The following is a 24,002-nucleotide window of genomic DNA, read 5'->3' on the forward strand; positions in this document are numbered from 1 at the left end:
TCCCGCGGCGTGCGGCCGGTCCCCTCAGCGACCCCCGGGCCGGCGTCGACGCCCAGGGTCGGCGTACCCGAGCACGATGGGGATCACCAGTCCGGCCGCGCACACGATTCCGACGAGCAGGAATTCCACCCGGCGAGTCTGCCCGCTCATCCCCGTCGACGCAAACCCCTCCCCCGGAGCTGCCGTCTGCTGTCGCGCGGGCGCGTCCCCCGGCGGATCACCGGGGGTTTGGGGCGCACCGCTGTCGTTCGGGGCGCACGGGGCACGCCCCAGACGGGCGCGACGCGCCCCAAACCCGAGGAAGCTCGGCGCTTGTCGCGCGGGCACCCACCCGGCGGATCACCGGGGGTTTGGGGCGCACCGCTGTCGTTCGGGGCGCACGGGGCACGCCCCAGACGGGCGCGACGCGCCCCAAACCGGGGACGCTGGGTGCTGGGCGCGTCAGGCGTCGAGCGCGGCGATGAGGTCGGCGGGTGAGGCCTGCAGCGGGTGGGGTCCGGCGATGTCGAAGAAGACCGTGGTGATCTCGGCCTCGTGCGCGCCGAGGAACGCGCGCAGCCATGCCGGCGACTGCAGCGCGACGCCGGGCGGCAGGCTCGCGGGCTTGTGCGCGGCATCGCTGAACAGCAGCAGGGCCACGTCGCCGGTGTCGGGGTCGCGGTACGTCCACACCTCGCCGACGTCGAGCGGGTTGTCGCGCTGCCCCGGACGCATGAGCGGGACGACGGTGGGACCATGGCGCAGCGCGAACGCGACCGCCGCCATGTCCTGCGTCTGGAGCGCATCGCTCAGCTGGGTGTTGCGGAACTCCAGCGGCTCCTTCGCCTTCTTCGCCCGCTTCTTGCCTGCCACCCCTCCAGCGTAGCTTCGGCCTGGACGGCCTTCCGCTCCGCCGCCCCAGCGGCCACCGGGGCAGGAACCCTCAGGCGAGGAAGCCCCGCAGCAGGGCCTCCGAGCCGGCGAGGTGTTCGAGGATCGCCGCCTCCGCGGCATCCGCTCTCCCCGCGAGGATGGCGGTCACGATGTGCTCATGCTGGGCGTTGGAGTGCTCGATGTTGCGCGGCAGCAGCGGGAAGGTGTCGAGCCACTCGTTGACCTTCGCGCGGTTCTCGGCGGCGAGCGCGACGAGCGACGGAATGCCGGCGAGCTCGGCGATCGTCAGGTGCAGCAGCGTGTCGAGCCTGCGGTAGTCCGTGGCGGATGCCTCGGCCACGGCCTCGTACCTCGCCCACAGCACGTCGCGCGCCGACGCGTCGAGCGTCCGGCCGGCGGCGGCGCGGGCTGCACCGGCCTCGAGCACGCGCCGGAGCCCGAGGACGTCTTCGAACTCGGCGGCGGTCACGTCCCGCGGGTGCGGAGGCTGCGGCAGGGGGTCGGCGACGAACGTGCCGCCGTAGCGGCCGCGCCGTCGCACGAGATAGCCGGTGTCGGCGAGCTCGCGGATCGCCTCGCGGACGGTGTCGCGGCTGACGGCGTAGAGAACGGCGAGCTCACGCTCCGACGGCAGCGACTCCCCCGGGGCCACCACGCCGAGCCGGATGGTCTGCGCGATGCGCGCGACCGTGTCCTCGAGGGCGTTGCCCTCGCGCACCGGCCGGTACACGGCCTTGCGCACCTCGTGCAGCGGCGGGTCGGTCACAGCCCCTCGCCTCTCCGCCGTACCGTTCGCAGGACGGATCCCGCCGAACCCGCGCGACACGCCGAGTTCCGCCTCGGTTCGGCCGGTCGGTCCTGCACACGGTACGGGCGATGCATCGGAAGCCTCCTCAGAGCGGCGTCACGTAGGCGTTGGTGATGCCGCCGTCGACGACGAACGCGGTCGCTGTGATGAACGAGGCGTCGTCCGAGGCGAGGAACGCGACGGCGGCGGCGAGCTCCTCCGGCTCGGCGAACCGGCCCATCGGCACGTGGACGAGGCGGCGCTGCGCGCGCTCGGGGTCCTTCGCGAACAGCTCCTGCAGCAGCGGGGTGTTCACCGGTCCCGGGCACAGCGCGTTCACGCGGATCCCCTGACGCGCGAACTGCACGCCGAGCTCCCGGGTCAGGGCCAGCACGCCGCCCTTCGAGGCGGTGTACGAGATCTGCGACGTGGCTGACCCCAGCAGCGCAACGAACGACGCGGTGTTGATGATCGAGCCCCTGCCCGCCGGCACCATGTGCCGCAGCGCCGCGCGCGAGCACAGGTAGACGCTCTTGAGGTTGACGTCCTGCACGCGGTCCCACGCGGGCAGCTCGGTCGTCTCGATCGAGTCGTCGTCGGCCGGTGAGATGCCGGCGTTGTTGAAGGCGATGTCGATGCCGCCGAACTCCGCGGCCACGCCGTCGAAGACGGCGTTCACCTGGGCCTCGTCGGCGACGTTCACCCCGCGGAAGACGCCGTCCACCTCAGCGGCGGCGGCCTCGCCGGACTCGGGATCGAGATCCGCGATCACGATGCGCGCGCCCTCGGCCGCGAACCGGCGCGCCGTCGCCAGGCCGATGCCCGACGCGCCGCCGGTGATGATGGCGACCCGGTCCTTGAGCCTCGCCGTCAGATCCATGCTGTTCCCTCTCAGTCCGTCGCGAAGAAGACGTTCTTGGTCTCGGTGAAGTGCTCGGCGGCGTCGGGGCCGAGTTCACGGCCGAGGCCCGACGCCTTCATGCCGCCGAACGGCGTCCAGTACCGCACCGAGGAGTGCGAGTTGACCGACAGCACGCCGCTCTTGACCCCGCGCGAGACGCGCACGGCGCGGCCGAGGTTCTCGGTCCAGATCGAGCCGGCGAGCCCGTAGATGGTGTCGTTGGCGAGCCGCACGGCGTCGGCCTCGTCGTCGAACGGCAGCACCGCGACCACCGGTCCGAAGACCTCCTCGCGCGCGATGCGGTCCCCGCGATCGGCGAGCACGACGGCCGGGGCGAACCAGAAGCCGTCGCCGTCGGGCGCCGACCCGCGGAAGGCGAGGTCCGCACCGTCGAGGAAGCCTTCGACGGTGGAGCGGTGGGATGCCGAGATCAGCGGTCCCATGTCGGTGCGCTCGTCGCCCGGGTCGCCCACGCGCCACGCCTTCACCGCGGGCTCGAGCAGCTCGAGGAACCGGTCGTAGGCGGAGCGCTCGACGAGGATGCGGCTGCGGGCGCAGCAGTCCTGGCCGGCGTTGTCGAACACCGCGCCCGGCGCGCTGGCGGCCGCCTTCTCGAGGTCGGCGTCGGCGAACACGATGTTGGCGCTCTTGCCGCCGAGCTCGAGGGTGACCGGCTTCAGCTCGCGCGCGCAGCCGGCCGCGACCTCGACGCCGACGGACGTCGACCCGGTGAAGACCACCTTGCGCACGTCCGGGTGCGACACGAAGCGCTGACCGACCACGGAGCCCGAGCCGGTGACCACCTCGAACAGCCCCGCCGGAAGCCCCGCCTCGAGCGCGAGCTCGCCGAGGCGGATCGCGGTCAGCGGGGTGAGCTCGGCGGGCTTGAGCACCACGGCGTTCCCGGCGGCGAGCGCGGGGGCGAACCCCCACGACGCGATCGTCATCGGGAAGTTCCAGGGCACGATGATGCCGACGACGCCGTACGGCTCGTGGAACGTCACGTCGAGTCCCCCGGCGACCGGGATCTGCTGGCCCGAGAGCCGCTCGGGCGCGCCGGCGTAGAAGTTCAGCACCTGCGCGACGTGCGACGCCTCCCACCGCGCCGAACCGATCGGATGCCCCGAATTCAGCACTTCGAGCTGCGCGAGCTCCTCGACATGGGCCTCCACCGTGCGAGCGAACGCACGCAGCGCGTCGGCCCGCGCCACGGGCGGCAGCGACGCCCACGAACGCTGGGCGGCGACGGCACGCGCGATCGCGGCATCCGTCTGCGCCCCGTCGGCACGGGCGATCTCGCGGATCGGCTGCGCGGTCGCGGGGTTGACGAGCGTGAACGTCCCACTCATGCGTGGACCTCCCGGGACGCGTAGACGGATGCCTCGGCCACGAGCCCCGCGAACAGCCGGCGGTCCTCCTGGTTCTGCTCGGGATGCCACTGCACCCCCAGGACGTAGCCGTCGCCGTCCGACTCGAACGCCTGGACCAGCCCGTCGTCGGTGCGCGCGGTGACCACGAGGCCGTCGCCGAGCCGGTCGATGCCCTGGTGGTGGTAGCTGTGGACGTCCATCGGTCCCGCGCCGACGAGCGCCGAGAGCCGCGTGCCGTCGTCGACGTGCACCTCGTTGGTGGCGAAGACGCCGCCGCCGACGCGGTACCGCTCGGTGCCCAGCACCTCCGGGAGGTGCTGGTGCAGCGTCCCGCCGCGGGCGACGTTGACCAGCTGGAGGCCGCGGCAGATCGCGAGCACCGGCATCCGTCGCGCTTCGGCCCCGCGGAACAGCGCGAGCTCCCACGCGTCACGATCCGGACGCGCCGGGTCGGTGGTCGGATGCCGCTCCGCGCCGTACAGCTCGGGCTGGACGTCGAGGCCGCCGGTCAGGATGAGACCGTCGAGGCCGTCCAGGACGGCTTCGGCGGCGTCTTCCACACGCACGCCGGTCGCGCTGCTGTGCTGCGGCGGCAGCAGGACCGCGATTCCGCCCGAGGCGGTCACCGAGTCGAAGTACACCTGCGGCAGGAACGCCGCGCGCACGTCCCACACCCCCTGCGTGGCCTGCTCGAGGTACGTCGTCAGGCCGATCACGGGGTTCTCAGAGGCGTTCGAAGCCACGCACCCTCTCCCAGTCGGTCACGGCGGCGTCGTAGGCCTCGACCTCGATGCGCGCCTGGTTCAGATAGTGCTCGACCATGTCATCGCCGAAGGCGGCGCGCGCGATGGCCGACTGGTCGAACAGCTGCGCGGCCTCGCGCAGCGTCGTCGGAAGGTGGTCGACCCCGGACGTGTACGCGTTGCCGGTGAGCGCGTCGGGCATCGGCAGCTCGTGCTCGATGCCGTGCAGGCCGCCCGCGATGATCGCCGCGATGCCGAGGTACGGGTTCACGTCGCCGCCCGGGACCCGGTTCTCCACCCGCAGCGAGGAGCCGTGGCCGATCACGCGCAGCGCGCAGGTGCGGTTGTCGAGGCCCCACGCGATCCCGGTGGGGGCGAACGAGCCCTTCGCGAACCGCTTGTACGAGTTGATGTTGGGCGCGTACAGCAGCGTGAACTCGCGCAGGGTGGCCAGGATGCCGGCGATCCAGTGCTCCATCAGCGGACTGAAGCCGTGCCTCCCGTCGCCGGCCATGACGGGCTCGCCCGCCTCGGAGCGCACCGACAGGTGGATGTGGCAGCTGTTGCCCTCGCGCTCGTCGAACTTGGCCATGAACGTCAGCGCCTTGCCGTGGTGCTCGGCGATGGCCTTGGCGCCGTTCTTGTAGATGGCGTGCTGGTCGGCGGTCTCGAGCACCTCGGCGTAGCGGAAGGCGATCTCCTGCTGACCGAGGTTGCACTCCCCCTTGACGCCCTCGGTGTAGAGCCCGGCCCCGTCCATCGACAGGCGGATGTCGCGCAGCAGCGGCTCCAGGCGGCCCGAGGCGAGCAGGTCGTAGTCGACGTTGTAGTCGGTCGCAGGCGTGAGGCCGCGGTAGCCCTTGGCCCAGGCATCGCGGTACGTGTCGTCGAAGATGATGAACTCCAGCTCGGTGCCGGAGTAGGCGACGAGGCCGCGGTCGGCGAGGCGCTGCCGCTGGCGGTCGAGGATGTCGCGCGGCGACTGCACGACCGGGTCGCCACCCTCCCAGGTGAGGTCGGCCATCACCAGCGCCGAGCCCGGCAGCCACGGGATGACGCGCAGCGTCGACGGGTCGGGGCGCAGCATCATGTCGCCGTAGCCGGTCTCCCAGCTCGACATCGCGTAGCCGTCGACGGTGTTCATGTCGACGTCGACGGACAGCAGGTAGTTGCAGGCCTCCGCACCGTGGGGGAGCACCTCCTCCTGGAACAGCCGCGCCGACACGCGCTTGCCCACCAGCCGCCCCTGCGCGTCGCCGAAGGCGACCACCACCGTGTCGATGTCGCCGCTCGCGATCCGGTCGTTCAACTGCTCGACGGTGAGGTTGCCCGGCATCCGTCCTCCTCAAGTCCCGACGTGCGACCAGTCGCGCACGCGACCATGCCCGGCCGCGGGCACGCGCTCACTCTAACGAAAATCGGATTCAAAGGTAGACACAGCCCACCAATAGCGCCACAATCGGCGACAAGTGCAAGCCGCGCGACCCGAGCGCGCCTCCCTTCGCCTATCACTGGAGGACCGATGTCCCAAGCGAGCAGTGCATCCACCCCGAAGCCACCGGCATCCGCCGCCGCAAGCTCGTCGAAGGTCGCAGGAGCGACCTATAGGCGAGCAGGTCACGACTATTTCCAGAAGCGGACCCTGAAGCGCTCGGCCGGCGTCTGGGGCCTGTGGGGCCTCGCCGTCGCCGCCGTCATCTCGGGCGACTTCTCGGGGTGGAACTTCGGCATCGGCTTCGCAGGCTTCGGCGGCATGCTCATCGCCTTCGCCATCCTCGTCGTCATGTACTACGGCATGATCTTCTCGATCGGCGAGATGGCCGCCGCGATGCCGCACACCGGCGGTGCGTATTCGTTCGCGCGCTCCGCGATGGGCCCGTGGGGCGGCCTGGTCACCGGCGCGGCTGAGACGATCGAGTACGTCGCGACGACCGCGGTCATCGTGTACTTCTCGGCGTCCTACGCGGATGCCATCACCAGCGAGCTGCTGAACTTCTCGATGCCGACGTGGGTGTGGTGGATCATCCTCTACACGGCCTTCATCGCGCTGAACGCCGCCGGCGCGGCGATCTCGTTCAAGTTCGCGATCGTCGTGTCCATCATCTCGATCGCCATCATCCTGGTGTTCTCGGCGATGGCGCTCTTCTCGGGCCAGTTCAGCTGGGACAAGCTCTTCGACATCGCACCCGATCCCGGACAGAGCGCCTTCCTGCCGCACGGCGTGATCCCCATCCTCTTCGCTCTGCCGTACGCGATGTGGTTCTTCCTCGGCATCGAGGAGCTGCCGCTCGCGGCCGAGGAGTCGCACAACCCGGAGCGCGACATCCCCCGTGCCGGCTTCATCGCCCGCACGACTCTGATCATCACCGGCCTGCTCGTGCTGTTCCTGAACACCGGTGTCGTGGGCGCGGAGGCGACCGGCAGCGCCGGCGAGCCGCTGCTCGACGGATTCCGCGCGATCGTCGGCGACGAGCTGGCCGCGGTGCTGGCGCTCTTCGCCCTGATCGGGCTCCTCGCGTCGCTGCAGGGGATCATGTTCGCGTACGGCCGCAACATGTACTCGCTGTCGCGCGCGGGCTACTACCCGAAGTTCCTGTCGCTCACCGGCAAGCGGGCGACGCCGTGGGTCGCGCTGGTGGTCGGTGCGGCGATCGGCTTCATCGCCCTCGTGCTCGTCGACTCGCTCGGCGGCACCGGCGGGGTGGCAGGAGCGATCGTGCTGAACATCGCGATCTGGGGAGCGGTCATCGCCTACGCGCTGCAGATGGCGTCGTACGTGATCCTGCGCCGCAAGTACCCCGACGCCCACCGCCCCTACCGCAGTCCGTGGGGCATCCCCGGCGCCGTCATCGCCGGCGCCGTGTCGGTGCTCATCTTCTTCGGCTTCTTCATCAACGAGCCGGCCCGGCCCGCCATCGTCGCGATCGCCATCGTGTACGTGGTGATCCTCGTCGGATTCGCCCTGTACTTCCGCCACCGTCTCGTGCTCTCTCCGGAGGAGGAGTACGCCCTCTCCGGTGGCAAGCACTGGGACCCCCAGGCGGAGGGGTACGACGCCATGGAGTCCGAGGTGTTCGGCGACAAGCCCTAGGTGTTCGGCTGACACCCTGGTGTGGGGAAGCGGAGCGGGGCGTCCTGGGGGAGCCCCGCTTCGCGCTGTCTGCGCCTTCTCACGTGTACGTGTGGTGGATGTGCCAGTCCTCGCCGTCGCGATAGACGTCGAACACCACCACGTCGCCGTCGTCGCTGGTCGCCTGGAACCGCCAGCCGTACATGCTGCGCCCGCGCTCCAGCGGCATGGCCCAGATCGACTCGCGGAGCCGCGTCGGCGCATCGCTCACACGCCACCGGCGACCCGCGTAGAACATGCGCGCGGGGATGTCGTCGGCCATCCATATAATTACGTCATGTTCGATGCGCGTGGTCGTCATGGGTTAAGAGAATAGAACACATCTTCGACTCTCGATAGAGTGGAAGGAGGCCGGAGGAGGGAGCCGGCGGGTGGGCACGAACAGGCGATACGCCGACCACTACGACCGGCTGATGGACGAGAGGATCCTGCAGCGCATCGCGGCCGGCGGCCCGCTCGAGACGCTCTCGCGGCTCGAGCTGCAACTGGACGATCTGCCGTGCACCACCGATCCGAAGCCCAAGCGCGTCAAGGCGTGGGTGCGGTTCGGCCGGACGCCGATCCAGGTCGACGCGGAGGCCTGCATGTGGACGCCGCGTGCGATCGCCATCCGCTTCCGGATCTCAGGCGAGGAATACCGCTGCTGGGTCTGGGCCAGCGCCGTGGACGGCGCCGGCGACCAAGAGCCCGAGGCGGGCCGGTGACAGCGGATGCCGCGGCCGCGATGGACAGCGGATGCCGCGCCCGCGCCCACGCCCGGCAGCTCAGGACGCGCTCAGTAGAGCAGGAACTGCTTCGGCTCCGTCGACGCGACGCCGCCGATCTCGACCGACAGGTGGTACGACGCGCCGCCGCCCGGCGCGACGGGCCGGGTCGTGTCGCCGCACGTGCCCACGGCGGAGCGGGTGCGATCCCACTCCAGCGGCGCCGCACTGGACACCGTCTGCCCCGCGGCGACGAGCACGATCATGTCGCTGGGCTCGCTCTGGCAGTCCGTCGAGCGCCACCAGACGTCGTCGCCGCTGGTGACCGTGAAGGACTGCGCGCTGGTGCCGACGTTGAGCGTGCAGTCGGGGCCGTTGTTGGTGAGCTCGATGGAGAACTGCGGCTTCTGGTCGCCGGTGAACGCGTCGGCGGAGGTGACCGGCTCCACGGTGATCTCGCCGGCGACGCAGGGCTGCGCGGCAGGCGTCGCGCCCGGCGTCGCACCCTCGACGACCGCACCTTCGACGGCGCCCGTCTCGGACGGGCCCGGGGTCTCCCCCGGCGACGGCACCGGCAGCGAGTCCGCCGAGTTCTGCGACGACGCGCGATCCCCGTCGGCGGCCGACTCCTCGGCCGATCCGCGCCAGGGCTGGGCGATCAGCAGCCACACGACGCCCACGACGACGAGGAGCCCGACGAGCAGCACCAATCGCCGGCGACGATAGACCGCCGGGGAATGGCGGCGGCGCGGAGTGGTGCCGGTCATGATGACAGGCTAACTCTGGGCGGCGTCATCTCCGGTCGGCGCGCCCCGGATCGCGCCACCCGGCAGGGCGCAGCCGCCTGGCGCGCGCGTCGCCCGCGGGTCAGAGGCGCTTGATCATGCGCGTGTTGCCCAGGGTGTTCGGCTTGACGTGCGCGAGGTCGAGGAACTCCGCGACGCCTTCGTCGGGCGAGCGGATGAGCTGCGAGTACACGTCGGGGTCGACGACCTGCTCGCCGATCGGCTCGAAGCCGCGCCGTGTGAAGAAGTCCACCTCGAACGTCAGGCAGAACAGCCGCGACAGCCCGAGCGCGCGCGCGTTCTCCTCCAGGCCCTCCACGAGCGCGCGTCCCACCCCGTGCCGCAGCCACCCGTCGGCGACGATCAGGGTGCGCACCTCGCCGAGGTCCTCCCACATCACATGCAGGGCGCCGCAGCCGATCAGCTCGCCGTGCGCATCCTCGGCGACGAGGAACTGCTGGGTCGCCTCGTAGAGCACGACGAGGTCCTTGCCGAGCAGGATGCGCCGCTGCACGAACGGCTCGAGGAGCGCCTGGATGCGGCGGATGTCCGGCGTGCGCGCGGGCCGCACCGTGAACTCGCTCATCCGTCCAGCGTAGGGCCGGGACCGGTGCGTGGAGCGAGGGGCGGGCCGGGAATGCGAAGAGCGGATGCCTCGGAGTGAGGCATCCGCTCTTCGACTGCGTGTCGCGGCTCGGCGACCGCCCTAGGCGTTGGCGGCCAGATCGGGGGTCGCGGTGATCTCGCCGTTGTGCACGACGCCCACCGCCACCTTCTCGCCGCGGGGGCCGTGCTCGAAGACGAACTCGCCGTTCTCGGCGTCGACCTTCACGTGGTCGCCGGGGTTGAGCTCGCCGTGCAGGATCTTCTCCGACAGGCGGTCCTCGACCTCGCGCTGCATCGCGCGACGCAGCGGCCGGGCGCCGAGCGCGGGGTCGAAGCCGATGTCGATCAGCTTGTCCTTCGCGGCATCCGTCAGCTCCACCGTCATGTCGCGGTCGAGCAGGCGCTCGCCGAGACGCTTGGTGAACAGGCCCACGATCTGGCGGAGCTCGTCCTTGTTCAGCTGCGGGAAGACGATGATGTCATCGACGCGGTTGAGGAACTCGGGCTTGAAGTTGCGCTTGAGCTCCTCGTTGACCTTGCCCTTCATCCGGTCGTACGTCGTGCCCGTGTCGCCCTCGACCTGGAAGCCCACCGGGCCTCCGGCGATCGCCGACGAACCGAGGTTCGTCGTCATGATGATCACCGTGTTCTTGAAGTCGATGACGCGGCCCTGACCGTCGGTCAAGCGACCCTCCTCGAGGATCTGCAGCAGCGAGTTGAAGATGTCGGGGTGGGCCTTCTCGATCTCGTCGAAGAGCACCACCGAGAACGGCTTGCGGCGCACCTTCTCGGTGAGCTGGCCGCCCTCCTCGAACCCCACGAAGCCGGGAGGGGCGCCGAACAGGCGCGAGACGGTGTGCTTCTCACCGAACTCCGACATGTCGAGCGAGATGAGCGCGTGCTCGTCGTCGAAGAGGAACTCGGCGAGCGCCTTGGCCAGCTCGGTCTTCCCGACGCCCGTGGGGCCGGCGAAGATGAACGAGCCCGACGGACGCTTGGGGTCCTTGAGGCCCGCGCGCTGGCGGCGGATCGTCTTCGAGAGGGCGGCGATCGCCTCCTCCTGGCCGATGACGCGCTGGTGCAGCGCCTTCTCCATGAAGACGAGCCTGCTGGACTCCTCCTCGGTCAGCTTGAAGACCGGGATGCCGGTGGCCTGGGCGAGCACCTCGGCGATCAGGCCCTCGTCGACGACGGCGTGCGAGGCGACGTCGCCCGAGCGCCACTGCTTCTCGAGGCGCAGACGCTCGGCGAGGAGCGACTTCTCCTCGTCGCGCAGCGACGCGGCCTTCTCGAAGTCCTGATCCTCGGACGCCTGCTCCTTCTGCTGGCGCACGTTGGCGATCTTGTCGTCGAACTCGCGCAGCTCGGGCGGGCTGGACAGGATCGACAGGCGCAGGCGGGCGCCGGCCTCGTCGATCAGGTCGATCGCCTTGTCGGGCAGGAAGCGGTCCGAGATGTAGCGGTCGGCGAGGTTCGCCGCCGCGACGATCGCGCCGTCGGTGATCTGCACCTTGTGGTGCGCCTCGTAGCGGTCGCGCAGCCCCTTCAGGATGTTGATCGCGTGGGGCAGGCTCGGCTCGGCGACCTGGATCGGCTGGAAGCGGCGCTCCAGCGCGGCATCCTTCTCGAAGTGCTTGCGGTACTCGTCGAGGGTGGTCGCGCCGATCGTCTGCAGCTCGCCGCGCGCGAGGAGCGGCTTCAGGATCGACGCGGCGTCGATCGCGCCCTCGGCGGCACCGGCACCCACGAGCGTGTGGATCTCGTCGATGAAGACGATGATGTCGCCTCGGGTGCGGATCTCTTTCGTGACCTTCTTGAGGCGCTCCTCGAAGTCACCGCGGTACCGCGAGCCGGCGATGAGCGAGCCGAGGTCGAGCGAGTAGACCTGCTTGTCCTTCAGTGTCTCGGGAACGTCGCCCTTGACGATGGCCTGGGCGAGGCCCTCGACGACCGCCGTCTTTCCGACGCCGGGCTCGCCGATGAGGACGGGGTTGTTCTTGGAGCGGCGCGACAGGATCTGCATGACGCGCTCGATCTCCTTCTCGCGCCCGATGACCGGGTCGAGCTTGTTGTCGCGCGCGGCCTGCGTGAGGTTGCGGCCGAACTGGTCGAGCACCTGCGAGCCGCCCTGGGTGGTGCCCTGGGTCTGCTCGCCCGCGCCGGAGGCGACGCCGGCGGGCTCCTTGCCCTGGTAGCCCGAGAGCAGCTGGATGACCTGCTGGCGCACCTTGTTGAGGTCTGCGCCGAGCTTGACGAGCACCTGGGCGGCGACGCCCTCGCCCTCGCGGATGAGCCCCAGGAGGATGTGCTCGGTGCCGATGTAGTTGTGGCCCAGCTGCAGCGCCTCGCGCAGCGACAGCTCGAGCACCTTCTTGGCGCGCGGAGTGAAGGGGATGTGACCGGTCGGCTGCTGCTGTCCCTGGCCGATGATGTCCTGGACCTGCTCGCGGACGGCGTCGAGCGAGATGCCGAGGCTCTCGAGGGCCTTGGCGGCGACGCCCTCGCCCTCGTGGATGAGACCGAGCAGGATGTGCTCGGTGCCGATGTAGTTGTGGTTCAGCATCTTCGCCTCTTCCTGGGCGAGGACGACCACACGACGGGCACGGTCGGTGAATCTCTCGAACATCGTTCACTCCTCCGGGACGCCTCGGGTCGGTGTGACCTACTGCGCCTTACATCGAGGGTAGCCAGCGGGCCCGGACGGGATGGCCGTGTTCGCCGTGGGCATAGCGCACGCCCCGCCGGCGCCCGTGCCGGCTCGCCGGTTGCGGCGAGCTGCGCACATACCGTATCGTTTTTCGATAACAACGTTTATCGATATGAGCATGGGAGAACGATCGAGATGACGGACACCAGGATGCCCACCAGGAGCGATCGCGTCGGGATCTACCTCTCCGTCGCCATCGGGGCGGTCGCGATCGGCTTCACGGCCTGGAACGCGATCGCCCGGCTGGCGGAGGTGGCGCGCGGGACCGACATCCCCGTGCTCGTCCCGTTCCTGGGCGAGACCGCCGACCTTCCCATCGGCCCCGACGGAGCGCCGGTGCAGGTCGCCGTCGAGCAGGCGACCGTCACGGTCGCGGAGCCGGCTGCGGCCACCCTCTTCGCGCTGTGGGCCGAGCCGATCGTCATCGCGCTCGCCATCATCGCCGGCATCGTGGTCGGCGCGCTGTTCTGCCTGCGCCTCGCGCGCGGCCGCGCCTTCGAGCGCGGCACCGCGCGCCTCATCTTCCTGGGCACCGGCATCCTCGCCGTGGGCTGGTTCGTCGGCTCGATGCTCACCACGATGACGGTGAACGGCGCGCTGTCTGCCGTGAGCGACTACACGTACGACGGCGTGACCTTCTCCACCGACTTCGCGCCGCTGTTCGGCATGCTCGCGCTCGCGGCGATCGGCGCTGCCTTCCAGATCGGCGAGCGCCTGCAGCGCGAGACCGAAGGCCTCGTGTGAGCCCGGCCGAAGACGACGGGCCCACCGGGGTCCACTGCCGGCTCGACGAGCTGCTCGAGGAGCGCGGCATGACCCTCACCCGGCTCTCGGAGCTCGTCGGGGTGTCGGTCGTGAACCTGTCGGTCCTCAAGAACGACCGCGCCCGCGCCATCCGCTACTCGACGCTGTCGGCCATCTGCCGCGCGCTGGACTGCGAGATCGGCGAGCTGCTGGTGCGGACGGACTGAGTGGATTGCGGATGCCGCGGGCCGCGGCATCCGCAATCGCGCACTGTCAGTCGTGGCCGACGATCGGGACGCGCACGTCGTCGAACTCGCCGCCGGTGAGGATCGCGGTGACCTCGGCGTCGTCGTCGACCCCTTCGACCTGCACCACCACCGCGCGCGGGGCCATGTCCATGGTGCACGCCTGGTCCTCGGGCGGCGTCATGAACGTGACGGTGACCTCCTGACCGGAGCCCTCGACGTTCTCGATCGCCGGCACGCAGGTCGACGACCCCCACGTGAGGATGACGAACTGCCCGTCCTTGTCGGTCCATCCTGCCGAAGGGAGGTAGTCGGTCTCGCCGCTCTGATCGAGGCCGGGGACCGGGTCGAGCTCGGCCTCGCCGTGGTAGCCGTCGCCGGTGACGAACACCTCGAGCTCGCGCGTGGTGTCGATGCCCTCGGGCAGTCCCACGACGGTCGCCCGCGCCACGAGGTCGCTCGTGCACGCGGTGTCGGCGGGAGCCTCGACGAGCTCGACCTGGAGGACGCCGTTGTCGTAGCTCACCTCGCCGGCGGAGGGCACACAGGTCGAGGAGCCCTCCGTCACGATGCCGATCATGCGGCCGCCGTCCAGCCAGGCGGCCTCGACCTCGATCTCCTCGCTGTCGGCGGGCACCGTCTCGTCCGGCTCGGGGGATTCGGTGCCAGCGGTGCTCGCGCACCCGGCGAGGAGCCCCGCGGCGAGGAGTGTCATGCCTGCGACGGAAGCAAGACGGCGGATCATGGGCGCACCTTTCGACGGGACGGATGCCGCGACCGCAGCACCCGTCACTGGTGACAGTGTCGCGACCCGGCCGGTCGTCTCACGCCAGGATGCCATGAACGTCCCCGCGGGACGAGGGACGTCGCCGCGCGATGCTCACGCGATGTGGGATCGAGACGGCCGTACGCCGTGGAGGCTCTCGTACACGTCGTCGACGAAGTCCTCGATCTCGCGCACCCCGGTGACGGGACCGCCCGCCAGCAGGCCGTCGATTCCGAACAGCACCGCCGAGGGCACTCTCCAGTCCTCGATCGAGCCGCTGATGAAGTGCTCGGGGTCGTGCAGAGACTGCGGCTCGGTGAGCTCGCTCAGGCGTCCGCTGTCGTGCGGGTGGGTGAACATGAGGCGGACGTCGAGCTCGGGCAGCAGCGTGCGGTAATCGGGCGCCTGCTCGATCACGACGCTGCACGAGCCGCACGTGGACGAGACTGCCAGCATCAGCATGGGCTTCGTGCGCGTCAGCTCGCGGAGGTTGACGCGGGTGCCGTCGGCGAGCGAGACGGGTACGGCGGGCGTGCGGGTGCGGATGTAGTCCAGTTCGCCGCCGGCGTCGACCTGTTCGGCGGCTGCCGGCTCTGCCGCGGGCGAGACCGGCTCGGCCTGGGGTGCGTCGGGCCAGAGCACGAGCGCGGCGGTCACCGCCGCCGCGGCCGCGGCGATCAGGGTGCCCCACCAGCCCGAGACGGCGAGCGCGAGCGCCCCGCCCAGCAGAGGTGCCGTCCAGATGACGGCGGCGGTGGCGAGCGCGAGCGCCAGCAGCCAGCTGTTGCGGATGATCGTGACCCGGGTGATCCGGCGTCGCGAGCCGAAGCACGCGCAGGACGCGTCGTCGGAACGGCCCTTCGCCTGCACCACCAGCCACAGATAGGCGGCCATCAGGACGACGGCCACGATGGCGGCGAGGAGGCCCAGCCACCCCCCGAGCAGTGCGAGCGCGGCGCCGAGCGCGATCTCACCCCACGGATGGAACGAGAGCAGCCACTGTCTGCGGAACGCCTTCGGCACGCCCAGTTCGGCCCAGCCCACCAGGTCGTCGGGCGCGCGCAGCTTCGCCACGGCGCTGGCCACGAGCACGCCGGCGAGGATCACAGGAAGGGTGGCGGCGAGGGCAGCGATCACACGCTGATGCTACTCGCGCGGCAACCGGGTGCGGCGACGGCCCGCACCCTCTTCGCGCCGGCGTACGACCTCTGCGTAGAACCGCGCGTGAGCGGCCGCGACATCGGCGTCGGTCAGCAGGCCCGCGGTCGCCCCGGCGGCGGCGCGCAGGCGGTCGCGGAGCTCGGGCTCGTCGGCGAGACGGCGCAGCGCCGCCGCGAGCGCAGCAGGGTCGCGAGGGCGCACCCGCAGCCCGTTGACGCCGTCGTCGACCCACTCCACGGGTCCGCCCTCGTCCGCCACCACCACGGCCTTCCCGGCGGCCAGGTACTGCAGCACGTTCTGGCCGAGGGGCTCGGGGCGCGTGGAGTACTGCACCGCGATGTCCCAGCGCGCGAGCAGGGCGTCCACCGCGTCGACGTGGCCGAGCAGCTCGACGCGATCGTCGACGCCGAGACGCTCCGCCTGTGCGCGAAGCTCCGCGGCGTACCGCTCGTGCCCGAACGGTGCGGAGCCGGCGATCTCGAGGACGGCGTCGTCGGGGAAGGCGGCGGCGAACGCCTCGATCAGCAGCGCCTGCCCCTTCCACGGGTCGATGCGCGCCAGCATCCCGATGCGGAGCGGGCCGGGCTCGCGCCCGTCCGCGGACGCCGACGCGGCGCGCAGCCCCGAGGCGCTCGGGATGACGGCGGTGCCGGTGCCCTCGCGCAGGAACGGCGACGCCGTCCGCAGCGTCAGCCGCGAGTTGGCGATCACGCCGTCGGCACGCGGCAGCACCAGGCGGCTCATCAGCCGGAAGCCGACGCCGCCGAGCGCGGTGGGATCGACCGTGTCGCGCAGGTGCACGACGAAGGGCGTGCGCGAGCCCCGCACCGCCAGCGCTCCGTACGCCGCAGCCCGGGCGCTGTTGGCATCGACCAGGTCGGCGCCGCGGAAGGCGCGGTGGGTGCGGGTCGCGGCGGCCTGGACGATCAGGCGCCAGGCGGCACCGAGGATCGCGCCCGTCCGTCCGGAGGAGACGCCCGCCGGCTGCCGGATGCCGCTCGTCCCACGCGCGACCACCCCGTCCAGCGGATCGAAGACAGAGCCGTCGGTGGGCGGCGTGAGCACGAACGGCCGCCAGCCCGGCCGGGCCGACAGCATGCGCACCAGCGCCAGCTCTGCGCCGCCCGCCGCCGCGGTGTGATCGAGGTGCAGCACGCGCAGAGCGGTCACGGGGCGGAGGGGTCCCTCGTCGCGGGAGGCGCCGGCGCGAAGGGCATCCCCTCGCCGGTCGTCGCGACGGCGGCATACCGCTCGACGTCGCCGGCCGGCATCCCGTAGAGCAGGTGCGCCAGCCGCGCCAGCGCGGGCACCTCCTGCGCGACCATCGCGGCGTACGCCTCGTCGCCACGGCCTTCGGGATCGACGATGTCGTCGTCGCCGGGTGAGCGGTGGTCGGCGAGGCGCCCCACCGCGTCGCGCAGGTCCTGCACCGAGGAGGGGGACGCCGGATCGAGGGATGCCGCGATCCGGCCCGCCTCGCGCATCGTGAACGTGCGGCGCGCCGCCGAGGGCTCCCGCTGCAGGACGGTGTCGCGCAGGCGCCGCGACGCCGTGAGGATCAGGTCGGCGCCTCCGAGGTCGGCGTCCGTGAGACGCCGGGCGGTGTGGCTCGAGCCGTCGGCGCCCAGCGCCGCGGCGATCCGCTGGGCCCGCTCGCCCATGGGAACCCCGGCCGGGGCGACGACCCCCGCGCTCATGGCGCGCACGTGCGACGCCAGCGGCGACGGCAGGTACCACGTCGCCCAGCGCCGCAGGAGCGCCTCGGCGAGGGGCGAACGATGGAGGTTTCCTGCGCAGACCGCCAGTACGACGAAGTCATCGGCCAATCGGGCACCTCACTATCCCGGTCCAGAAGCATCCGGACATAGGGTTGCCTGGGCAAGCATACTAGGAGGCCTTCCGTGCGCGTCCTGCGAATCTCGCACAGCGCCGCCGTCGCCGACTGGCGCGGCCGGGAGCGCAGCCTGCGCGCCCTCGGCATGACGGTGATGCTGCTGAGCGCGCGGCGATGGCATGCCGGCGGCGCCGAGACGCAGCTCACCGCCGGAGCCGACGAGCATGCGGTCCCGGTCGACACCTGGGGGCGGCATCCGGCGCTCTTCGTCTACGACCCGCGTCCGCTGTGGCGGGCGCTGGCCGAGGAGTACGACGTCATCGACGTGCACGAGGAGCCCTTCGCGCTCGCGACGGCAGAGGTGCTGCTGCTGCGGTGGCTGCGGCGCAACAAGGCACCGGTGGTGCTCTACACCGCCCAGAACATCCTGAAGCGCTACCCGCCGCCGTTCCGCTGGCTGGAGAGATACGCGCTGCGGCATGCGAGCGGCATCTCGGCGTGCAACGCGGCGGCGGCACGCATCGCGGAGGGCAAGGGATTCGCGGGCCGCGCCAGAGTGATCCCGCTCGGCGTCGACCTCGACCGCTATACCCCGCGCCCGTCGGCGCCGCCCACGGACGAGCCGGTCACGGTCGGGTTCCTCGGTCGTCTCGTGCCCGAGAAGGGCCTGCACGTCCTGCTCGACGCCGCGACGCACGACCCCCGGCTGCGGCTGCGGATCGCCGGTGCCGGTCCGCTCGCGGAGCAGCTCGGCGCCGACGCCGCCGCCCGCGGCCTCGGCGAGCGCGTCGAACTCCTCGGCCCGCTCGACCCCGAGGCCGTCCCGGACTTCTACACCGGGCTGGACGTGCTGGCGGTTCCGTCCCTCCCGAGTCCCGGCTGGACCGAGCAGTTCGGCCGCGTCGCCGTCGAGGCGATGGCCTCGGGAGTCCCTGTCGTCTCGAGCGACGCCGGCGCCCTCCCCGAGGTCGTCGGCGGGGCGGGGCTCGTGGTTCCCGCGGGCGACGCGGCCGCTCTCGCGAGCGCCCTCGTCGAGGCGGCGACCGCACGCGCGCCCGAGCTCCGGGCGGCCGGGCTGACGCGTGCTGCGGAGTGCTCGTGGGATGCCGTGGCCGGCGCCTACGCCGACCTCTACGACAGCATCACCCGCCGCGGCGCCCGTCCAGCGCCCGGCGGCGGCGCTCGTGCGCCGCGCGCGCTCGAGATCGCGGTGGTCGCCTATGGCGCCCCGGACCTCCTCCGCAGGGCGCTGGAGCCGGTGCGCGATCTTCCCGTCACCGTGGTCGACAACTCGTCGCTGCCCGAGATCGCGGCGCTGTGCGGCGAGCTCGGCGTGCGCTACCTCGATCCCGGTCGCAACGGAGGGTTCGCGGCGGGTGTGAACGTCGCGCTCGGCGACCGGATGGTGGCGGGAGCGGACATGCTGCTGCTGAATCCGGATGCCGTCATCTCGGCGGACGCGATCGCCGCGCTGCACGCCGGTCTGGCGGCCGACCCCGGCCTCGCGTCGGTGGCGCCGGCGCAGACGGATGAGCGTGGTCGCCCCGCCCGGGTCGCGTGGCCGTTCCCCACCCCGCTCAACGCGTGGCTGGAAGCGGCCGGGCTGGGAAGGTGGCAGCGCGGGGCGCGCTACGTGATCGGCTCGGTGCTGCTGCTGCGCGCGGAGGCGCTGGATCAGGTCGGCGGTTTCGACGAGCGGTTCTTCCTGTACGCGGAGGAGACCGACTGGGCCTACCGCGCGCACCTGCTCGGCTGGCGGCACGCCCTCGTCGACGAGGTGCGCGCGGTGCATGCGGGCGCCGCGACGAGCACGGACCCCCGGCGTCGCGAGGCGCACTTCTTCGCCTCGCAGGAACGGTTCTACCGCAAGCACTTCGGCCCGGTCGGCTGGCAGGCGGCGAGGGCCGCGATCTGGCTCGGGGCAATGGCGCGCTCGGTCGCGCTGCGCGGCGATCGCCGTGCGGCCGCCCGGCGACGGGCCGCGGCCTTCCGGCGTGGCCCCGTCCGCGTCGAGGCCCGCCTCGGCGCGGCATCCGTCACCTGAACAGCCGGTTCGCCAGGCCCGGCCGCCGACGGGCCCGCACGGCGACCGCCCGCAGCGGCCTGATGCTGCGCAGCGCGCGCCGCGCGCGCTGGTACCGCAGCAGCGTGAGGATGTAGCGGATCGCCTCGTCGTCACCCTCGAGCCGGGCCAGCCGGAGCATCTCGCGCCAGTACGACATGTTGTGCGACGGCATCCGCACCCGAGTCGGCGGCACCGAGAAGGGCTCGTCGAAGCAGGCCGGCCGCCGGACGCCGGCGATGTGGAGGGCCCAGTACGTCCGCACGCACTTCTCGCAGCGTCCGCAGTTGCGCGACAGCCGCTCTCCCTGCCAGCACACCCGCAGCAGGGCCAGGACGCCCGGCTCGGTGGCGACGACCTTCGCCTTGGCGGTGCGGCTCAGCGCCGCTCCGTCGTGAGAGATCCGCATCGTGCCCGACGACAGGAAGTGGTCGGTCACCGGATTCGACCCCCACGGGACCACCAGGCGGAAGTACGGCGCGCTGCTGCCGATGAGCCCGACGCCGAACTCCGGGGCGAAGAGCTGCAGGGCGGCCGCGACCGCCAGGCCGTGCACCATCTCCCAGTCCTGGCCGAGGTCGCGCAGATTCGTCGAGACGGTGCGCAGCTCCAGGCCTAGCGCCTCCGCGGCCCGGCCGGCTCGAACGCTCGCCCCCTCGAACTCGGCGGCCCGGTCCAGCGCGACGTCGAACCCGTGGACGAGCAGCAGCGCACCCAGCGGCTCGGTGCGCCACCCGGCCAGGCCGCGCGTGTGCCGGATCGCGGTGAACGCGGAGTCTAGGCCGCCGGAGTAGGCGGCGATGGCGCGGGCGGAGCGATCCGGCTCCGCGTCCACCACCTCGTCGACCGTGAAGGTGACCGTGTCGTACACGTCGGGCAGCCAGGAGTGCAGCGCCGCCTGCCACTCGTCGAGGTTGCTCAGCAGGGTGCGGCTCACCGCCCCGTGCACGTGGACCGCACCGCCTCGCGCCATCCAGTGCAGCAGGGATCCGAGCACGTACACGTCGGCGAGCCGCGGGTCGAGCGGCCGGCCGTCGAGCTCGCGGAACCACAGCGTGAACGGTGATCCGCCGCTCTCGAGGGTCGCCGAGCGGAACCCGGTGAGCGCCTGACTCTCATCCGGGATGATGTTCCCCTGCACGGTCGCGTCCGCCATGCCGTTCCCCTTCGAACCGAACCCCGCCCTGAGACTACAACCGGCCCCATCCGGGACGTCGCACGGCGCGGGGGCCGTCGCTACAGTGAAGCGTGGTCCACATCGTCCAGCTCGCGCCCTTCATCGGGCCGGGAGCGGGCGTTCCGGGGGTCGCTCACAATCTCGACCGCCAGTTCCGGACGCTCGGCCATCAGGTCGAGAGCTTCACGTTCGCCACCGCCCGCCGCGGCAGACCGGATCCGTTCCGCGCCCGGGGGCGCTGGAGCGCTCGGGCGCTGCAGTCGTGGCGCACGCTCTGGTTCAGCACGGTCGGCACCCGCAGGGCGCGGGCGTTCCTCGCCGCGCGCCCCGACGCCGTCTCGCTCTGCCACAGCAAGGTGGTCGCGGGCGACGTCTACGTCAACCACGGCATCCTGCTCGCCGCCATGCACGCCCACGGATCGGGGATCGGCGGCTTCGTGCGCGACCCCACCCACCTGTTCAGCTTCGTCCGCGACCGCGCGCGGCTGCGCTCGGACACCCATCGCGTGGTCGTGTGCCTGACCGAGGACGAGGTCTCGACCCTCACCCGCACGTTCGGGCGGGTGCGCCCCCGCACCGTCGTGATCCCCAACGGCGTGGATCTGGAGCGGTTCCGTCCGCCGACCCCGCAGGAGCGCCGGGCCGCCCGCGAGCGGCTCCGGCTGGACGCCGAGCACCGTGTGGCGCTGTTCGTCGGGCACGAGTTCGAGCGCAAGGGCCTGCGGCTGGCGATGGAGGCGCTCGTGCACGCCACGACCGTGCTGCTGCTCGTCGTCGGTGGCACCCGCTCGATGGTCGCGCGGGCCCAGCGCGAGGCGGACGAGCTGGGGGTGGCCGACCGCGTTCTGCTGCTCGGCCAGCAGTCCAACCTCGCGCCGTACCTCGCCGTCGCGGATCTGTTCGTGCTCCCGAGCTCGTACGAGTCGAGCGGCCTGGTGTTCCTCGAGGCACTCGCCAGTGGCCTGCCGGTCGTCGCGACACGCGTGGGGATCGCGCCCGAAGTCGTCGAGGACGGCCGAAACGGCTGGCTCGTCGACCGGGATCCGCTCGAACTCGCGCGGCGGCTGGAGCAGGTGGCCGCCGCCGAGCCGGGGAGCTTCGCGGCGGCCGCCCGCCGCAGTGCCGAGCCGTTCGGCTGGCGCGCGATCGCGGAGCGGTACGTCGCACTGCTCGAGGACGTGCGCGCCGAGCGGGATGCCGAGGCGGCGCGATGACCGACCGCCCGCTGCAGATCCTCCACGTGGTGCGCACCCGCAGCTTCGCCGGCGTGGAGCAGTTCGTGCGGCGCCTCGCGATCGCCCAGGCCGGCGCCGGGCATCGCGTCGCGGTGATCGGGGGCGACCCCGCGCAGATGGCCACCGAGCTGCACGCCGCGGGCGTCGGCTTCACGGCGTCGGGAAGCGGCATCCGCGACATCCTCCTCATCCGCCGCAGCGCGCGGGGCGCCGATGTCGTCGCGACGCACATGACCGCGGCGGATGCCGCCGCCGCGACAGCCCTCCTCGGCCGGGATGCTGCCCTCGTCGCGACCCGCCACTTCACGCGGCGACGCGGCAGTCGCGCCCCCCGGCCGGTGTATCCGGCGATCGAACGCCGCATCGACGCCGAGATCGCGATCAGCGAGGCCGTCGCGCGCTCGATCGGGATCCCGAGCACCGTGGTGCACTCGGGTGTCGCGGATGCCGCGGCGCCGGCTGACGCCACGCGATCTCGCACGGTCCTCATGGCGCAGCGGCTGCAGCCCGAGAAGCGCACGCGGATCGGCCTCGCGGCCTTCGCCGCGTCGGGCCTGGCGGACGACGGGTGGCGCCTGCAGATCGCCGGCGCGGGACCGGAGCTGGCGCTGCTCGAGGAGGATGCGGCGTCGCTCGGCGTGGACGGTGCGGTCGACCTCCTGGGATTCCGGGACGACGTCGCACAGCTCTATCGGGGGGCCGGGCTGTTCCTGGCCCCCTGTCCGGTCGAAGGCCTCGGGCTGTCACTGCTGGAGGCGATGGCGACGGGGCTTCCCGCGGTGGCCGCGGACGCGGGCGGGCATTCCGAGATCCTCGCAGGTCTCGATCCGCGCGCGCTGTTCCCGCCGGACGACGTCGCCGCCGCGGCGCGGTCGCTGCGTGACCTCGCCGACGACGAGGCCGCGCGGGCGGCCCTGGGTGCCGCCGGACGCGAGCGGCAGCGCGCCGAGTTCTCGATCGCCGCGCAGCTCGCCGGCACGGATGCCGTGTACCGTCGCGCGATCGCCGCGCGGCGGGGCGGCGACGCGGAGCGGCGGCAGCGCCGATGACCGACCTCGTGGTGGTGTCGCTGGAAGCATGGGACGAGGTGTGGCGCCGCAACCAGCACCTGGTCTCGCGCCTGCTCGACGGTGACCCCGCACTGCGCGTGCTGTTCGTCGAACCGCCCGCGGATCCCCTCCACGACCTCGCGTCGCGGCGCCGGCCCTCGCGCCCGTTCGGCCCCCGCGCGGCCGGCTACGACGGGCGCCTGCTGCGCGTGCGACCTCTGAAGGCGCTGCCGCGGCGACTGGACCGGCGCGCCGATCAGCGCCTCGCGCGCACCGTGCACCGGGCCGCCGGGAAAGCGGGGATGCGGCGCCCGCTGCTGTGGCTCAACGATCCGCGCGCCGCCGACCTCGCCCGGGCGACCGGCTGGCCGACGCTCTACGACCTGACCGACGACTGGCTGGCCGCCGACCGGCCGGGGGCGGAGCTGGACCGCATCCGCCGCGGCGAGGAGTGGCTGCTGCGCAACGCCGCGGCGGTCGTCGCGTGCTCGGAGGAGCTGGTGCGACGCAAGGCATCGGCACGGGTCGGCATCGACCTCATCCCGAACGCCGTCGACGTGGCCGCGTACCGCGTGCCGCGGCCGCGACCGACCGACCTCCCGGCCGTCGCCGCGGTCTACGTCGGCACGCTCCACCGCGACCGGCTCGACCTCGACGTGTGCGTGGCGACCGCGCGACTCGTCGCCGGCCGCGGCAGCGTCGTGCTGGTCGGCCCCGACGCCCTGGATCCCTCCGACGCCGCACGGCTGCGCGCCGCCGGTGTGCTGCTCCTCGGCCAGCGCCGGCGCGAGGACGTCGTCGCCTATCTGCAGCACGCCGACGTGCTGCTGGTGCCGCACGTCGTCAGCCCGTTCACCGACAGCCTCGACCCCATCAAGCTGTACGAGTACGCGGCGGTCGGCCGCCCGGTCGTCGCCACGCCGGTGGCCGGGTTCCGGGATGCCGCCGATCCGCGGGTGCGGCTGGCGGAGGCATCCGCCTTCCCGTCCGCGGTCGCGTCGCTGATGCCCGCGACGAGCCGGTTCCCCGACGGGGCGGAGGGGGATGCCCCGGACTGGGACGACCGCGCTGCGGCCATGCGCGCCGTGATCGACCGGATGCCGCCGCGCTGACGCCCGGTCGG

At 72.1% G+C, this 24,002-nt stretch carries 23 protein-coding genes; 8 read left to right on the forward strand and 15 right to left on the reverse strand.

What is annotated here, in order from left to right; genetic code table 11:
• Positions 1-441: 441 nt before the first annotated feature.
• The 6 genes from ACZBH1_RS04825 to ACZBH1_RS04850 all read right to left on the reverse strand — a co-directional run bounded on the left by ACZBH1_RS04825 (position 442) and on the right by ACZBH1_RS04850 (position 6,010).
• Positions 442-852 (reverse strand): dehydrogenase, encoded by a 411-nt coding sequence (locus tag ACZBH1_RS04825; RefSeq protein WP_336393749.1) that lies wholly within the window; start codon positions 850-852, stop codon positions 442-444.
• 70 nt (positions 853-922) lie between these two features.
• Positions 923-1,639: a FadR/GntR family transcriptional regulator gene (locus ACZBH1_RS04830; RefSeq protein ID WP_336393750.1), complete on the reverse strand. Its 717-nt coding sequence runs from the start codon at positions 1,637-1,639 to the stop codon at positions 923-925.
• Between the two features lie 127 nt (positions 1,640-1,766).
• Positions 1,767-2,540 (reverse strand): 3-oxoacyl-ACP reductase, encoded by a 774-nt coding sequence (locus ACZBH1_RS04835; RefSeq protein WP_452323929.1) that lies wholly within the window; start codon positions 2,538-2,540, stop codon positions 1,767-1,769.
• An 11-nt stretch (positions 2,541-2,551) separates the two neighbouring features.
• Positions 2,552-3,910, reverse strand: a complete 1,359-nt coding sequence (locus tag ACZBH1_RS04840; protein WP_463645681.1) for an aldehyde dehydrogenase family protein — start codon at positions 3,908-3,910, stop codon at positions 2,552-2,554.
• Positions 3,907-4,674, reverse strand: a complete 768-nt coding sequence (locus ACZBH1_RS04845; protein WP_378879841.1) for a gamma-glutamyl-gamma-aminobutyrate hydrolase family protein — start codon at positions 4,672-4,674, stop codon at positions 3,907-3,909. Before ACZBH1_RS04845 ends, ACZBH1_RS04840 begins: the two co-directional genes overlap by 4 nt.
• The gene (locus ACZBH1_RS04850; RefSeq protein WP_452323927.1) at positions 4,655-6,010 is read right to left on the reverse strand and encodes a glutamine synthetase family protein; all 1,356 of its coding nucleotides are present in this window, start codon (positions 6,008-6,010) and stop codon (positions 4,655-4,657) included. The genes ACZBH1_RS04845 and ACZBH1_RS04850 overlap by 20 nt, the downstream gene beginning before the upstream one ends.
• Positions 6,011-6,196: 186 nt before the next feature.
• Between ACZBH1_RS04850 and ACZBH1_RS04855 the strand changes: the two genes are divergently transcribed.
• A complete protein-coding gene (locus ACZBH1_RS04855) occupies positions 6,197-7,765 on the forward strand; it encodes an amino acid permease (RefSeq protein WP_336393755.1) in 1,569 nt (522 codons plus the stop codon).
• A 79-nt stretch (positions 7,766-7,844) separates the two neighbouring features.
• On the opposite strand, the gene ACZBH1_RS04860 is transcribed toward ACZBH1_RS04855, so the two are convergent.
• On the reverse strand, positions 7,845-8,105 hold the full coding sequence (locus tag ACZBH1_RS04860) for a hypothetical protein (protein ID WP_463645682.1): 261 nt from the start codon (positions 8,103-8,105) through the stop codon (positions 7,845-7,847).
• Between the two features lie 70 nt (positions 8,106-8,175).
• Between ACZBH1_RS04860 and ACZBH1_RS04865 the strand changes: the two genes are divergently transcribed.
• On the forward strand, positions 8,176-8,508 hold the full coding sequence (locus ACZBH1_RS04865; protein ID WP_336393757.1) for a hypothetical protein: 333 nt from the start codon (positions 8,176-8,178) through the stop codon (positions 8,506-8,508).
• Positions 8,509-8,579: 71 nt separating this feature from the next.
• Here the strand turns inward: ACZBH1_RS04865 and ACZBH1_RS04870 are convergent, their stop codons facing one another.
• The 3 genes from ACZBH1_RS04870 to ACZBH1_RS04880 form a co-directional block, all read right to left on the reverse strand.
• Positions 8,580-9,275, reverse strand: coding sequence for a hypothetical protein (locus ACZBH1_RS04870; RefSeq protein ID WP_378879831.1), 696 nt, complete (start codon positions 9,273-9,275; stop codon positions 8,580-8,582).
• Positions 9,276-9,375: 100 nt separating this feature from the next.
• The gene (locus ACZBH1_RS04875) at positions 9,376-9,879 is read right to left on the reverse strand and encodes an amino-acid N-acetyltransferase (RefSeq protein WP_463645683.1); all 504 of its coding nucleotides are present in this window, start codon (positions 9,877-9,879) and stop codon (positions 9,376-9,378) included.
• A gap of 120 nt (positions 9,880-9,999) precedes the next feature.
• Positions 10,000-12,525, reverse strand: a complete 2,526-nt coding sequence (locus ACZBH1_RS04880; RefSeq protein WP_336393760.1) for an ATP-dependent Clp protease ATP-binding subunit — start codon at positions 12,523-12,525, stop codon at positions 10,000-10,002.
• A gap of 216 nt (positions 12,526-12,741) precedes the next feature.
• On the opposite strand from ACZBH1_RS04880, the gene ACZBH1_RS04885 reads away from it, so the two are divergent.
• Both ACZBH1_RS04885 and ACZBH1_RS04890 read left to right on the forward strand, forming a co-directional pair.
• Positions 12,742-13,350, forward strand: coding sequence for a hypothetical protein (locus tag ACZBH1_RS04885; protein ID WP_463645684.1), 609 nt, complete (start codon positions 12,742-12,744; stop codon positions 13,348-13,350).
• The gene (locus ACZBH1_RS04890) at positions 13,347-13,577 is read left to right on the forward strand and encodes a helix-turn-helix domain-containing protein (protein ID WP_336393762.1); all 231 of its coding nucleotides are present in this window, start codon (positions 13,347-13,349) and stop codon (positions 13,575-13,577) included. The genes ACZBH1_RS04885 and ACZBH1_RS04890 overlap by 4 nt, the downstream gene beginning before the upstream one ends.
• A gap of 46 nt (positions 13,578-13,623) precedes the next feature.
• Here the strand turns inward: ACZBH1_RS04890 and ACZBH1_RS04895 are convergent, their stop codons facing one another.
• From ACZBH1_RS04895 to ACZBH1_RS04910, 4 genes are all read right to left on the reverse strand, one after another.
• Entirely contained in the window at positions 13,624-14,310 is a 687-nt protein-coding gene (locus tag ACZBH1_RS04895; RefSeq protein WP_378879823.1) for a hypothetical protein, read from the reverse strand.
• 165 nt (positions 14,311-14,475) lie between these two features.
• Positions 14,476-15,498, reverse strand: coding sequence for a MauE/DoxX family redox-associated membrane protein (locus ACZBH1_RS04900; protein ID WP_452323925.1), 1,023 nt, complete (start codon positions 15,496-15,498; stop codon positions 14,476-14,478).
• Positions 15,499-15,507: 9 nt separating this feature from the next.
• Positions 15,508-16,692: a glycosyltransferase family 4 protein gene (locus tag ACZBH1_RS04905; RefSeq protein ID WP_463645686.1), complete on the reverse strand. Its 1,185-nt coding sequence runs from the start codon at positions 16,690-16,692 to the stop codon at positions 15,508-15,510.
• A complete protein-coding gene (locus tag ACZBH1_RS04910; RefSeq protein WP_463645687.1) occupies positions 16,689-17,348 on the reverse strand; it encodes an arsenate reductase/protein-tyrosine-phosphatase family protein in 660 nt (219 codons plus the stop codon). The genes ACZBH1_RS04905 and ACZBH1_RS04910 overlap by 4 nt, the downstream gene beginning before the upstream one ends.
• A 75-nt stretch (positions 17,349-17,423) precedes the next feature.
• Between ACZBH1_RS04910 and ACZBH1_RS04915 the strand changes: the two genes are divergently transcribed.
• Positions 17,424-19,400, forward strand: a complete 1,977-nt coding sequence (locus ACZBH1_RS04915; protein WP_463645688.1) for a glycosyltransferase — start codon at positions 17,424-17,426, stop codon at positions 19,398-19,400.
• Here the strand turns inward: ACZBH1_RS04915 and ACZBH1_RS04920 are convergent.
• A complete protein-coding gene (locus tag ACZBH1_RS04920; protein ID WP_463645689.1) occupies positions 19,393-20,574 on the reverse strand; it encodes a hypothetical protein in 1,182 nt (393 codons plus the stop codon). The two genes, ACZBH1_RS04915 and ACZBH1_RS04920, sit on opposite strands and share 8 nt — an antisense overlap.
• A 92-nt stretch (positions 20,575-20,666) precedes the next feature.
• On the opposite strand from ACZBH1_RS04920, the gene ACZBH1_RS04925 reads away from it, so the two are divergent.
• Genes ACZBH1_RS04925 through ACZBH1_RS04935 form a run of 3 tightly spaced genes read left to right on the forward strand, consistent with a single transcriptional unit; the run spans position 20,667 to position 23,991 of the window.
• Positions 20,667-21,809 carry a glycosyltransferase family 4 protein gene (locus ACZBH1_RS04925; protein ID WP_463645690.1) on the forward strand — a complete coding sequence of 381 codons (1,143 nt, stop codon included), beginning with the start codon at positions 20,667-20,669 and terminating at the stop codon, positions 21,807-21,809.
• Positions 21,806-22,879 carry a glycosyltransferase family 4 protein gene (locus ACZBH1_RS04930; RefSeq protein WP_463645691.1) on the forward strand — a complete coding sequence of 358 codons (1,074 nt, stop codon included), beginning with the start codon at positions 21,806-21,808 and terminating at the stop codon, positions 22,877-22,879. The genes ACZBH1_RS04925 and ACZBH1_RS04930 overlap by 4 nt, the downstream gene beginning before the upstream one ends.
• Positions 22,876-23,991 carry a glycosyltransferase gene (locus tag ACZBH1_RS04935; protein ID WP_463645692.1) on the forward strand — a complete coding sequence of 372 codons (1,116 nt, stop codon included), beginning with the start codon at positions 22,876-22,878 and terminating at the stop codon, positions 23,989-23,991. The genes ACZBH1_RS04930 and ACZBH1_RS04935 overlap by 4 nt, the downstream gene beginning before the upstream one ends.
• The last annotated feature ends 11 nt before the right edge of the window (positions 23,992-24,002 follow it).

The sequence above is a fragment of the Microbacterium sp. ZXT2-5 genome (assembly GCF_055329545.1).

Coding starts and splice junctions, on each gene's coding strand:
- ACZBH1_RS04835 (WP_452323929.1), bottom strand. CDS start 2,540: ATGGATCTGACGGCGAGGCTCAAGGACCGGGTCGCCATCATCACCGGC.
- ACZBH1_RS04840 (WP_463645681.1), bottom strand. CDS start 3,910: ATGAGTGGGACGTTCACGCTCGTCAACCCCGCGACCGCGCAGCCGATC.
- ACZBH1_RS04850 (WP_452323927.1), bottom strand. CDS start 6,010: ATGCCGGGCAACCTCACCGTCGAGCAGTTGAACGACCGGATCGCGAGC.
- ACZBH1_RS04855 (WP_336393755.1), top strand. CDS start 6,197: ATGTCCCAAGCGAGCAGTGCATCCACCCCGAAGCCACCGGCATCCGCC.
- ACZBH1_RS04860 (WP_463645682.1), bottom strand. CDS start 8,105: ATGACGACCACGCGCATCGAACATGACGTAATTATATGGATGGCCGAC.
- ACZBH1_RS04870 (WP_378879831.1), bottom strand. CDS start 9,275: ATGACCGGCACCACTCCGCGCCGCCGCCATTCCCCGGCGGTCTATCGT.
- ACZBH1_RS04875 (WP_463645683.1), bottom strand. CDS start 9,879: ATGAGCGAGTTCACGGTGCGGCCCGCGCGCACGCCGGACATCCGCCGC.
- ACZBH1_RS04880 (WP_336393760.1), bottom strand. CDS start 12,525: ATGTTCGAGAGATTCACCGACCGTGCCCGTCGTGTGGTCGTCCTCGCC.
- ACZBH1_RS04885 (WP_463645684.1), top strand. CDS start 12,742: ATGACGGACACCAGGATGCCCACCAGGAGCGATCGCGTCGGGATCTAC.
- ACZBH1_RS04895 (WP_378879823.1), bottom strand. CDS start 14,310: ATGACACTCCTCGCCGCGGGGCTCCTCGCCGGGTGCGCGAGCACCGCT.
- ACZBH1_RS04920 (WP_463645689.1), bottom strand. CDS start 20,574: ATGGCGGACGCGACCGTGCAGGGGAACATCATCCCGGATGAGAGTCAG.
- ACZBH1_RS04930 (WP_463645691.1), top strand. CDS start 21,806: ATGACCGACCGCCCGCTGCAGATCCTCCACGTGGTGCGCACCCGCAGC.
- ACZBH1_RS04935 (WP_463645692.1), top strand. CDS start 22,876: ATGACCGACCTCGTGGTGGTGTCGCTGGAAGCATGGGACGAGGTGTGG.